Source organism: Kitasatospora sp. NPDC089509, from assembly GCF_044749365.1.
Lineage (GTDB): Bacteria > Actinomycetota > Actinomycetes > Streptomycetales > Streptomycetaceae > Kitasatospora.
The window spans coordinates 81,651-91,967 of record NZ_JBIVHS010000032.1 but is presented as its reverse complement, the minus strand read 5'-3'; the positions used below and the strand labels follow the sequence as shown (position 1 = coordinate 91,967).

The 10,317-nt window shown below is 71.6% G+C and carries 12 protein-coding genes and 4 tRNA genes; 11 read left to right on the top strand and 5 right to left on the bottom strand.

Going from position 1 to position 10,317, the window contains the following annotated elements; genetic code table 11:
• The first annotated feature begins 3 nt into the window (after nt 1–3).
• The 4 genes from ACIP4P_RS40200 (at nt 4) to ACIP4P_RS40185 (ending at nt 416) form a co-directional block, all read left to right on the top strand.
• Nucleotides 4–76: transfer RNA gene (locus ACIP4P_RS40200), tRNA-Glu, on the top strand.
• 27 nt (nt 77–103) lie between these two features.
• Nucleotides 104–176 (top strand) — tRNA-Glu (locus ACIP4P_RS40195).
• 26 nt (nt 177–202) lie between these two features.
• Nucleotides 203–275: transfer RNA gene (locus ACIP4P_RS40190), tRNA-Glu, on the top strand.
• A gap of 66 nt (nt 276–341) precedes the next feature.
• A tRNA-Gln gene (locus tag ACIP4P_RS40185) sits at nt 342–416 on the top strand.
• 139 nt (nt 417–555) lie between these two features.
• On the opposite strand, the gene ACIP4P_RS40180 is transcribed toward ACIP4P_RS40185, so the two are convergent.
• Nucleotides 556–1,269 (bottom strand): IclR family transcriptional regulator, encoded by a 714-nt coding sequence (locus ACIP4P_RS40180; RefSeq protein ID WP_030246527.1) that lies wholly within the window; start codon nt 1,267–1,269, stop codon nt 556–558.
• Between the two features lie 232 nt (nt 1,270–1,501).
• On the opposite strand from ACIP4P_RS40180, the gene leuC reads away from it, so the two are divergent.
• From leuC to ACIP4P_RS40160, 4 genes are all read left to right on the top strand, one after another.
• On the top strand, nt 1,502–2,932 hold the full coding sequence (leuC, locus tag ACIP4P_RS40175; protein WP_400927907.1) for a 3-isopropylmalate dehydratase large subunit: 1,431 nt from the start codon (nt 1,502–1,504) through the stop codon (nt 2,930–2,932).
• A 3-nt stretch (nt 2,933–2,935) separates the two neighbouring features.
• On the top strand, nt 2,936–3,532 hold the full coding sequence (leuD, locus tag ACIP4P_RS40170; protein ID WP_400927905.1) for a 3-isopropylmalate dehydratase small subunit: 597 nt from the start codon (nt 2,936–2,938) through the stop codon (nt 3,530–3,532).
• Nucleotides 3,533–3,714: 182 nt separating this feature from the next.
• Nucleotides 3,715–4,065 (top strand): hypothetical protein, encoded by a 351-nt coding sequence (locus ACIP4P_RS40165; protein WP_400927902.1) that lies wholly within the window; start codon nt 3,715–3,717, stop codon nt 4,063–4,065.
• 133 nt (nt 4,066–4,198) lie between these two features.
• Nucleotides 4,199–4,933: an HU family DNA-binding protein gene (locus ACIP4P_RS40160; protein WP_350515263.1), complete on the top strand. Its 735-nt coding sequence runs from the start codon at nt 4,199–4,201 to the stop codon at nt 4,931–4,933.
• Between the two features lie 184 nt (nt 4,934–5,117).
• On the opposite strand, the gene ACIP4P_RS40155 is transcribed toward ACIP4P_RS40160, so the two are convergent.
• Complete coding sequence (locus ACIP4P_RS40155) at nt 5,118–5,342, bottom strand: hypothetical protein (RefSeq protein WP_350515264.1); 225 nt, start codon at nt 5,340–5,342, stop codon at nt 5,118–5,120.
• 38 nt (nt 5,343–5,380) lie between these two features.
• Nucleotides 5,381–6,064, bottom strand: a complete 684-nt coding sequence (gene cofC / locus ACIP4P_RS40150) for a 2-phospho-L-lactate guanylyltransferase (RefSeq protein ID WP_350515265.1) — start codon at nt 6,062–6,064, stop codon at nt 5,381–5,383.
• A 230-nt stretch (nt 6,065–6,294) separates the two neighbouring features.
• On the opposite strand from cofC, the gene ACIP4P_RS40145 reads away from it, so the two are divergent.
• The 3 genes from ACIP4P_RS40145 (at nt 6,295) to ACIP4P_RS40135 (ending at nt 9,397) form a co-directional block, all read left to right on the top strand.
• A complete protein-coding gene (locus tag ACIP4P_RS40145; RefSeq protein ID WP_400927897.1) occupies nt 6,295–7,152 on the top strand; it encodes a lysophospholipid acyltransferase family protein in 858 nt (285 codons plus the stop codon).
• Nucleotides 7,153–7,166: 14 nt separating this feature from the next.
• The gene (locus ACIP4P_RS40140) at nt 7,167–8,165 is read left to right on the top strand and encodes an NAD(P)H-dependent glycerol-3-phosphate dehydrogenase (RefSeq protein WP_350515267.1); all 999 of its coding nucleotides are present in this window, start codon (nt 7,167–7,169) and stop codon (nt 8,163–8,165) included.
• A gap of 86 nt (nt 8,166–8,251) precedes the next feature.
• Entirely contained in the window at nt 8,252–9,397 is a 1,146-nt protein-coding gene (locus tag ACIP4P_RS40135) for a D-alanine--D-alanine ligase family protein (RefSeq protein ID WP_400927894.1), read from the top strand.
• Nucleotides 9,398–9,467: 70 nt separating this feature from the next.
• Here ACIP4P_RS40135 and ACIP4P_RS40130 read toward each other — a convergent pair whose 3' ends face one another.
• A complete protein-coding gene (locus ACIP4P_RS40130; RefSeq protein ID WP_400927891.1) occupies nt 9,468–9,986 on the bottom strand; it encodes a DUF3515 domain-containing protein in 519 nt (172 codons plus the stop codon).
• Nucleotides 9,987–10,006: 20 nt separating this feature from the next.
• Nucleotides 10,007–10,240 (bottom strand): Lrp/AsnC ligand binding domain-containing protein, encoded by a 234-nt coding sequence (locus tag ACIP4P_RS40125; RefSeq protein ID WP_350515270.1) that lies wholly within the window; start codon nt 10,238–10,240, stop codon nt 10,007–10,009.
• Nucleotides 10,241–10,317 lie beyond the last annotated feature (77 nt).

Sequence of the window (10,317 nt, the reverse complement as noted above, 5' to 3'; positions counted from 1 at the left end):
CAAGCCCCCGTTGTGTAGCGGCCTAGCACGCTGCCCTCTCACGGCAGTAGCGCCGGTTCGAATCCGGTCGGGGGTACTGATCCCGCAAGGGATCGCCTGGAAAGCCCCCGTTGTGTAGCGGCCTAGCACGCTGCCCTCTCACGGCAGTAGCGCCGGTTCGAATCCGGTCGGGGGTACTGATCCCGCAAGGGATCGCCAGGATGCCCCCGTTGTGTAGCGGCCTAGCACGCTGCCCTCTCACGGCAGTAGCGCCGGTTCGAATCCGGTCGGGGGTACTTCAGAGCAGGAAGCCGATGGCTGTGGCCCTTCCGAGGGCATGACCATCGGCCCTTGCTTTGCGTTGGGGTATGGTGTAATTGGCAGCACGAGTGATTCTGGTTCATTTAGTCTAGGTTCGAGTCCTGGTACCCCAGCCAGAAAATGAAAGGCCCCGCCCGGCGGGGTCTTTTTGCTTTCCGACACGAATATCTCGAAAGGCCCCGCTCGACTCCGAGCGGGGCCTTCGTGTTCTTCGGTGGGGGGAGTGGGGGTGGGTGGGGGAGTCGGTCGGCCGGGTCAGCTCCGGCGCAGCGCCTCGGTGAGCCGGTTCGCGGCCTCGATGATGGCCTGGGCGTGCAGCCGGCCCGGGTGGCGGGTCAGGCGCTCGATCGGGCCGGAGACGGAGACGGCGGCCACCACGCGGTTGGAGGGGCCGCGGACGGGCGCGGAGACGGACGCGACGCCCGGCTCCCGCTCGCCGATCGACTGGGCCCAGCCGCGCCGCCGCACGCCGCTCAGCGCGGTGGCGGTGAACCGGGCACCCTGGAGGCCGCGGTGGAGCCGCTCGGGCTCCTCCCAGGCCAGCAGGACCTGGGCGGCCGAGCCGGCCTTCATCGGCAGGGTGCTGCCGACCGGGACGGTGTCCCGCAGACCGGAGAGCCGCTCGGCGGCGGCCACGCAGATCCGCATCTCGCCCTGCCGGCGGTAGAGCTGTGCGCTCTCGCCGGTGACGTCGCGCAGGTGGGTCAGGACCGGGCCCGCGGTGGCGAGCAGCCGGTCCTCGCCCGCCGCGGCGGAGAGTTCGGACAGTCGGGGGCCGAGGATGAACCGCCCCTGCATGTCCCGGGTGACCAGACGGTGGTGTTCGAGTGCGACGGCGAGCCGGTGGGCCGTGGGGCGCGCCAGACCGGTGGCGGCGACCAGCCCCGCCAACGTGGCGGGGCCCGACTCCAGTGCGCTCAGCACCAGAGCGGCCTTGTCGAGAACGCCGACGCCGCTAGTGTTGTCCATGCGCTAAGACTGCAGTCTCATTCCGCGAGACGCAAGTTCAATCTCCGGCGAAAAGCGCCACCCTGGATGCAGCAGCCCGGGAGACATCCAGGATGGGACCTCGTCAGAGTGTCCGCATCGTGGACAGCGATCCGGTGTGCAGGTCTCGCGAACGCGCTCCGCAGGGGCGGCGTGGGCAGCTGACCTCGACGACACGAGAAGGCCGGCAACGCGGCCGGCTGGAGGGAATCCGATGGGACGGACACTCGCAGAGAAGGTCTGGGACGACCACGTCGTGCGGCGCGCGGAGGGCGAGCCCGACCTCCTGTTCATCGACCTGCACCTGCTCCACGAGGTGACCAGCCCGCAGGCCTTCGACGGGCTGCGGCTGGCCGGCCGGAAGGTCCGCCGCACCGATCTGACGATCGCCACCGAGGACCACAACACCCCGACCCTGGACATCGACAAGCCGATCGCCGACCCGGTCTCCCGGGTGCAGCTGGAGACCCTGCGCCGCAACGCGGCCGAGTTCGGCGTCCGGATCCACTCGCTCGGCGACGTCGAGCAGGGCGTGGTGCACGTGGTCGGCCCCCAGCTCGGCCTGACCCAGCCCGGCACCACCGTGGTCTGCGGCGACTCCCACACCTCCACCCACGGCGCCTTCGGCGCACTGGCGTTCGGCATCGGCACCAGCCAGGTCGAACACGTGCTGGCCACCCAGACCCTGCCGCTGGCGCCGTTCCGGACCATGGCCGTCACCGTCGAGGGTGAACTCCCCGAGGGCGTCACGGCCAAGGACCTGATCCTGGCCGTCATCGCGAAGATCGGCACCGGCGGCGGCCAGGGCTACGTCCTGGAGTACCGCGGTTCGGCGATCCGGAGCCTGTCCATGGAGGCCCGGATGACCGTCTGCAACATGTCCATCGAGGCCGGCGCCCGGGCCGGGATGATCGCCCCGGACGAGACCACCTTCGCCTACCTCCAGGGTCGTCCGCACGCCCCGCACGGCGAGGACTGGGACGCCGCCGTCGAGTACTGGCGGACCCTGGTCACCGACGAGGACGCGGTCTTCGACCACGAGGTGGTCATCGACGCGAGCACCCTCACCCCGTTCGTCACCTGGGGCACCAACCCGGGCCAGGGCCTCCCGCTCGGCTCGGCCGTCCCGGACCCCCAGGACTTCGCCGACCCGCAGGAGCGCGCGGCCGCCGAGAACGCCCTGACGTACATGGGCCTCACGCCCGGCACCCCGCTGCGCGAGGTCGCCGTCGACGCGGTCTTCGTCGGCTCCTGCACCAACGGCCGGATCGAGGACCTGCGGGCCGCGGCCGCGGTCCTGGAGGGCCGTTCGGTCGCCGGCGGCGTGCGGATGCTGGTCGTCCCCGGCTCGGTGCGGGTCGCCCTGCAGGCCGTCGAGGAGGGCCTGGACAAGGTGTTCACCGCCGCCGGGGCCGAATGGCGGCACGCCGGCTGCTCGATGTGCCTGGGCATGAACCCCGATCAGCTCGCCCCCGGGGAGCGCTGCGCCTCCACCTCGAACCGCAACTTCGAGGGCCGGCAGGGCAAGGGCGGCCGCACCCACCTGGTCTCCCCGCAGGTCGCCGCCGCGACCGCCGTCCTGGGCCGGCTGGCGGCTCCCGCCGACCTGTCCGCCGCATCCGCCAACGTCGCCGTGGAGGCCTGAGCCATGGAGAAGTTCACCACCCACACCGGCCGGGCCGTCCCGCTGCGCCGCAGCAACGTGGACACCGACCAGATCATCCCGGCCCATTGGCTCAAGAAGGTCACCCGATCCGGTTTCGAGGACGGCCTGTTCGAAGCCTGGCGCAAGGACGAGTCGTTCGTCCTCAATCGGCCCGAGCGCCGGGGTGCCACCGTCCTGGTGGCCGGACCGGAGTTCGGCACCGGCTCCTCCCGCGAGCACGCCGTCTGGGCGCTGCAGAACTACGGCTTCCACGCGGTCATCTCCTCGCGCTTCGCCGACATCTTCCGGGGCAACTCCCTGAAGAACGGTCTGCTGACCGTCGTGCTGCCGCAGGAGGTCGTGGAACGACTCTGGTCGCTCACCGAGAGTGACCCTTTGGCCGAGATCACCGTTGATCTGGAGAAGCGCGAAGTCCGGGCCGAAGGAGTCGTCGAGTCCTTCGAACTGGACGACAACGTCCGGTGGAGGCTGCTCAACGGCCTGGACGACATCAGCATCACGCTGGCGAACGAGGCCGACATCGCCGCCTACGAGGCGACCCGTCCGGCCTTCAAGCCCCGTACTCTGCCTGTCTCCTGAGTTCCCCTCAGAACAGGCAATCGGACGATCCACCGGATGGCCCGCGCTCCCCTTCGGGGGGGCCGGGCCATCCGGCGTTCCGGAGCACGAGTTAGCGGTGCCCCCTCCCCGGATTGCCCATTCGGCTTTGCGGAAGAGGGCCCCGCGCAAGTACAACTGCGGGTAGATGGCACAATCAGTACATGCACCGGCACCATGAACCTCCGTACGCGGGCGGCGAACCCGCGTCCGAGGAGTCCACGGGCCGGGGATCCGAACGCCGAATTGACGATCGGCCGGACGTCACCTCCGCAACACCAGCTGAGGCGCCGGACGACCAGGAAGTCGCAGCGCTCTACGCGCTTGTGGCCGAGCGGTTGAAGCAAGCTCACGCCCGCGTGCATGCGCTGAACGTGTCTGTCGATGCAAAGACCGCTCTCACCCGTCAACTGCTCATCGTCACGGAGACCGCCAAGCGCGATCTTCCGGAGGCGGCAAGGCGGTTGAGTCGCTTTGTACATGACCTCGACGAGGGGCGCCCGCCCCTCGACTGAGGTCGCGGACGCGCAAATCCATTGCGACACTAGGGTGATTCGCGCGTTTGGTAATTGAAAGTCCGCAGATACATACCTAACGTGCGAAAAGAACGGATGGAATCATCCGGCGCCCGTTTCCGAAGGGGAAGACGTGAACAAGGCTCAGCTTGTCGAAGCGGTGGCCGAGCAGCTGGGCGGTCGCAAGGCTGCCGCAGAGGCCGTCGACGCAGTGCTCGACACCATGGTCCGTGCCGTTGTGGCCGGTGACCGGGTTTCGGTCACCGGTTTCGGCACCTTCGAGAAGGTGGAGCGCTCCGCGCGCTTCGCCCGCAACCCGCAGACCGGCGAGCGGGTCAAGGTCAAGAAGACCTCGGTCCCCCGCTTCCGTCCGGGTCAGGGCTTCAAGGACCTGGTCAGCGGCAGCAAGAAGCTGCCGAAGGAAGGCCCCTCGGTGAAGAAGGCCCCCAAGGGCTCGCTCACCCCGGGCAAGACCGGTGTCGCCGCGACCCCGGCCGCCAAGCGTGCCGCCACCAAGCGCGCCGCCACCGCTGCCGCCGCCGCCCCGGCCAAGAAGGCCGCCGCCAAGAAGGCGACCACCACGGCTGCCGCCAAGAAGACCACGGCCACCGCCGCGAAGAAGGCGACCGCCACCAAGAAGGCCACCACCGCCGCTGCCAAGAAGACCACGGCGACCGCGACCAAGGCCGCTGCGACCAAGGCCGCCGCGACCAAGAAGACGGCCGCCGTCAAGAAGGCGACCACCACGGCCGCCGCCAAGAAGACCACGGCCACCGCCAAGAAGGCGACCGCCACGGCCAAGAAGACGGCGCCGGCGAAGAAGACCGCCACCCGCAAGACCACCGCGCGCAAGGCCTCGGCCAAGTAAGTCCCGCGCGACCGTCCTCGGACGGGTCTTCGCTTCGGAGCCGCGGCCACCCGACCCCGCACTGCGCGGGAGGGGTGGCCGCGGCTCTTTCGATATCCGGGCGCTCAGTCAGGAATCGAGGGCGGCCGTCGGCCGGGCACGGGGAACCGTGCGACCTGCGGGAACCGGGCGGTGGAGGGGGGGCTCAGCGCCCGTCGGCCGGGTCGGGGAAGGTCTGCAGGGTCACGAAGACCACCCGGCGGGCCCCGCCGGTGCCCTCGGTGCGGATCCGCACCCGCTGGCCGGGCCGCAACAGCCGCAGGCCGCCGGCGTCGAAGGCGGCCGTGTCGAACGGCACCGGGGTCCCGTCGTCGAGCAGCACGGAGCCGGCCCGGGTGGCGGGGTCGAAGGTGAACGCGGTGGCCTGCATGTCAGCAGCATAGCGAGGGGGTCGGACGATCCGGCCGGTCAGCAGCGGTCCAGGCGGGCGAACAGCGCACGGGTGTACGGGCCGAGGCCGAGCACCGCGGCCTCGCCGAGATCGGCGCCGGTGTCGACGTCCCGACGCACCGACTCCACGTCCGGCAGGCGCAGTTCGAGCGCCCCGCCGGCCGCGTGCCGGGCCCGTGAGCCGTCCCCGAAGGCGGGGGACAGCGGACGCCCGGGGGTGCTGGCGAGCAGGGTGGTGCCGAGGCCGGGGGAGTCCGCCAGGAAGGCCCGGCCGTCCGTCGGCACCGCGCCCAGCACCCGGGCGAGTTCGGCCGGGCGCAGGGCCGGCAGGTCGGCGGAGAGGGCGGCCAGCGGGGTCCGCGGGGCGAGGGCCAGGGCGGCCGAGGCGCCGTGCGCCAGCGCCCGGTTGAGGCCGCCGCCGGGCTCGTCGGCGACCACCACGGCGCCGAGCTCGGCCAGTCGGGCACCGGCGGTGGCGTCCCGGGTGACCACCAGGACGCGCGAGACGCCCGGGGTGGCCAGCGCGGCGGTGACCGTGTCCAGGGCGAAGGACAGGGCCAGCTCGGCCCGGTGCGGCCCGGCGTAGGGGGCCAGTCGGCTCTTCGCCAGGGCGAGCGGCTTGAGCGGCAGCACCAGCGACCAGTCGGCGGCGGGTGCGGCGGGCGCGACGGGCCCGCTGGGGCGTACGGTGTCCTGGGTCATCGGCGTCATTCTGTCGCCGGTCCCGGAGCCCTCGCCAGGCCGTCCGAGCTGTGCGGACGTGCGTTTGATCACGCCCGCCCGACGGGTTGGCGCGGTCGCTCGACAGTCGGTGAGCAGGCGGGCGACACTGTTCCGCGCCCGTGAGCCGGGCCCCGGTCGCAGCGGTGCGCGGCACCGGGAGGTCATGACCGCGGCACCCCACGTGCCGCATCGGATGAGAAGGAGCTGGGGTGGCCCGCCGCTCGTACGCCAAGTTCGGCAACGCCGACTACGGGATCTGGTACCGCTTCGCGGCCGTGCTGGTGAAGCCGGTGAACACCGTCCTGGTGAAGCCCGACTGGCGGGGCTGGGAGCACCTTCCGAAAGAAGGCGGCTTCATCGCCGCGGTGAACCACAATTCGATCATCGACCCGGTGATCTACGCGCACTGGCAGTACAACAGCGGCCGCCCCCCGCGGATTCTCGGCAAGTCCTCGCTGTTCTCGATTCCCTTCATCGGATTCATGCTGCGCAAGACCGGACAGATTCCGGTGTTCCGCGAGTCCACCGACGCCGCGCAGGCGTTCCGGGCCGCGATCGACGCCGTCAACAACGGCCAGTGCGTGCAGTTCTACCCGGAGGGAACGCTCACCCGGGACCCGGACCTGTGGCCGATGACCGGCAAGAGCGGGGTCGCCCGGGTCGCGCTGATGACCGGGGCGCCGGTCATCCCGGTCGCCCACTGGGGCGCGCACGAGATCATCCCGCCGTACGGCCGCACCGGCTTCGGCAAGGGCAGGTTCAACCTGTTCCCGCGCCACAAGGTGACCGTCGCGGCCGGGCCCGCGGTCGACCTGAGCAGGTACCAGGGCCAGGAGCTCACCGCCCAGGTGCTGAACGACGCCACCGAGGACATCATGACGGCGATCACCGCCGTGCTCGCCGACATCCGCGGCGAGCAGCCGCCGGCCGAGCGCTTCGACATGCGCAGGGCCGCCCGCCAGCGGGCCGCCGCCGCGCTGGCCGAGCGCCGCCGGGCCAAGGGCGCCCCCAAGGGCGACGCCCAGGACAACGACCAGAACAACGACACCGAGGGGACGGGCCGGTGACCCGCTGCGCAGTGATGGGGACCGGATCGTGGGGCACCGCCTTCGCGATGGTGCTGGCCGACGCGGGCTGCGAGGTCGTGCTGTGGGCCCGCCGCCAGGAGCTGGTGGACGCCGTCAACACCACCCACGAGAACCCGGACTACCTGCCGGGCGTCCGGCTGCCCGACTCCGTCCGGGCCACCACCGACGCCGCCGAGGCGTTGGCCGGCGCCGACTTCGCGGTGCTCGTGGTGCCCTCGCAGACGCTGCGGGACAACCTGGCCGCCTGGGCCCCGCTGATCGAGCCGCAGACCGTGCTGGTGAGCCTGATGAAGGGCATCGAACTCGGCACCGCCAAGCGGATGAGCGAGGTGATCGACGAGGTCACCAAGGTCGGCCCGGAGCGGGTCGCGGTGGTCAGCGGACCCAACCTGGCCAAGGAGATCGCCAACCGGCAGCCCGCCGCCAGCGTGGTCGCCTGCACCGACGAGGCGGTCGCCAAGCGGCTCCAGGCGGCCTGCCACACGCCGTACTTCCGGCCGTACACCAACACCGACGTGCTCGGCTGCGAGCTCGGCGGCGCGGTGAAGAACGTGATCGGCCTGGCCGTCGGCATGGCGGCCGGGATGGGGCTCGGCGACAACACCAAGGCGACGCTGATCACCCGCGGGCTGGCCGAGACCACCCGGCTCGGCGAGGTGCTGGGCGCCGACCCGCACACCTTCGCGGGGCTCGCCGGGATGGGCGACCTGGTCGCCACCTGCTCCTCGCCGCTGTCGCGCAACAACACCTTCGGGATGAACCTGGGCCGGGGGATGTCGCTGGCCGAGACCATCGCGGCCACCCGGCAGACCGCGGAGGGCGTCAAGTCCTGCGAGTCGGTGCTCGACCTGGCCCGGCGCAGCGGCGTCGACATGCCGATCGTCGAGGCCGTGGTGGACGTGGTGCACAACGGGCGGCCGACCCAGGAGGCGCTGCAGGCGCTGATGTCCCGTTCGGCGAAGGCGGAGCGCCGGCAGGCGCACCGGCCCTGATCCGGCGGGAGGCCCCGGACGGACGGCGACTTCCGGAAAGGCGTTGACTTCCCGGAAACACCTCGCACGGTAGTCTCAAACCCGATATGAGCATCGAACAGACCTCCCCGAACCCGTCCGCCCCGAAGCCGCGCGTCGCGCTGGTCTTCGGCGGGCGCAGCTCCGAGCACGCGATCTCGGTCTCCACCGCGGGCAGCGTTCTCCGGGCGATCGACCGTGACAAGTACGACGTGCTGCCGATCGGCATCACCCACGAGGGCCGCTGGGCGCTGACCAGTGACGAGCCGGCCCGGATGGCGATCACCGACGGCAGGCTGCCGGACGTGGCGCACGTCGCCGAGGCCGTCGACGGGCAGGTCGCGCTGCCGGTCTCCCCGGGCAGCCGTGAGGTGCTGCTGAGCGAGCCGGGGAGCGCCCCCAAGGCCCTCGGTGAGGTCGACGTGGTGTTCCCGCTGCTGCACGGGCCCTGGGGCGAGGACGGCACCCTGCAGGGGCTGCTGGAGCTCTCCGGCGTCCCGTACGTCGGCAACGGCGTGCTGGCCAGCGCGGCCGGCATGGACAAGGAGTTCGCCAAGCGGATCCTGGCCTCGCACGGTCTGGGCGTCGGCCACTACACGATCGTGCGGCCGCGCGACTGGGAGACCGAGGCGGGCCGCGCCGCGGTGCGCGAGCGGGTCGCCGAGCTCGGTCTGCCGGTGTTCGTGAAGCCCTGCCGGGCCGGTTCCAGCATCGGCATCACCAAGGTCGGTGACCTGGCCGGGCTGGACGCCGCGATCGAGGAGGCCCGTCGGCACGACCCCAAGCTGATCATCGAGGCGGGCGTGTCCGGCCGCGAGATCGAGTGCGGGGTGCTGGAGTTCGAGGACGGCCCGCGGGCCAGCGTCCCGGCCGAGGTGCTGGTCGGCGAGGGCTTCGACTTCTACGACTTCGAGGCCAAGTACATCGACTCCTCCGAGGTGCGGATCCCGGCCGAGCTGACCGAGTCGGAGGTCGCCGAGATCCGGCGCCAGGCGGTGGCCGCGTTCGAGGCCTTCGGCTGCGAGGGCCTGGCCCGGGTGGACTTCTTCCTGCTGGAGGACGGCTCCTGGATGATCAACGAGATCAACACCATGCCGGGCTTCACCCCGATCTCCGCCTACCCGAAGATGTGGGAGGCCAGCGGAGTCTCGTACGCGGAGCTGATCGACCGGCTGCTGCAGACCGCGCTGCGCCGCTCGACCGGGCTGCGGTAGCGGGTCCGTACGCGTCGGAGCCCGCTCCGCCACCGAGGCGGAGCGGGCTCCGAGGGTTCCCTGGTCCGGGTCAGCCCGGGATGTTGGCCTTCACCGCGTCGGTCAGGGCGGCCGCCGGGTCGAAGGGGTTCTGCGCGGCCCCGGCCGGGACGGTCACCTCGACGTAGGCGGCGCGCATGGTCGTCACGAAGCGGTGGCCGCCGTCGCCGAGCTGCTGGGACCACCAGGTGACGTCGTCGACGGTCGGGGACCAGTCCTTGGCGTGCTCGCCGTCCAGTTCCTCCGGCCGGTCGATGCCGCAGCGCAGCACCACCCGGTGCGAGTCGCCCCAGGCGGCCGTGTACGGCGAGGCGGGCGACGGGTCCCTGCGGGCGTGGCCGAGCAGCTCGGCGGGCAGCGCGGCGGTCAGCTTCCGGCAGTAGTCGGCGGCCTTCCCGCTGGGCTGGGGGGCCGCCACGTCCTGGTCGGCCGAACCCCAACTGCCGACCAGCAGGACGACCGTGCAGGTCAGCGCGACGGGCAGGGCCAGCCAGCGGATCGGTGCGGGGAGCGCCGTCAGCGCCTCGGGGATGCGGAGTCGTCGGGCCACCCGCCGATGGTAGCCGGGGACTACAGGTGGACCACCGGACAGGTGAGGGTGCGGGTGATGCCCTCCACCTTCTGGACCTTGGCGACCACCATCCGGCCCAGGTCGTCCACCGTCGGGGCCTCGGCCTTGACGATCACGTCGTACGGTCCGGTGACGTCCTCGGCGGTGATCACACCGGGGATCTTGGCGATCGTCTCGGCCACCGCGGTGGCCTTTCCTACCTCGGTCTGGATCAGGATGTATGCCTGTACCACGGGTGACCTCCCGGCGGCCTGGTTGGGGGGATCGCCGCCGGGACCGCGCGGTCTGGCGCAGGGGTGGGTGCGGGCTC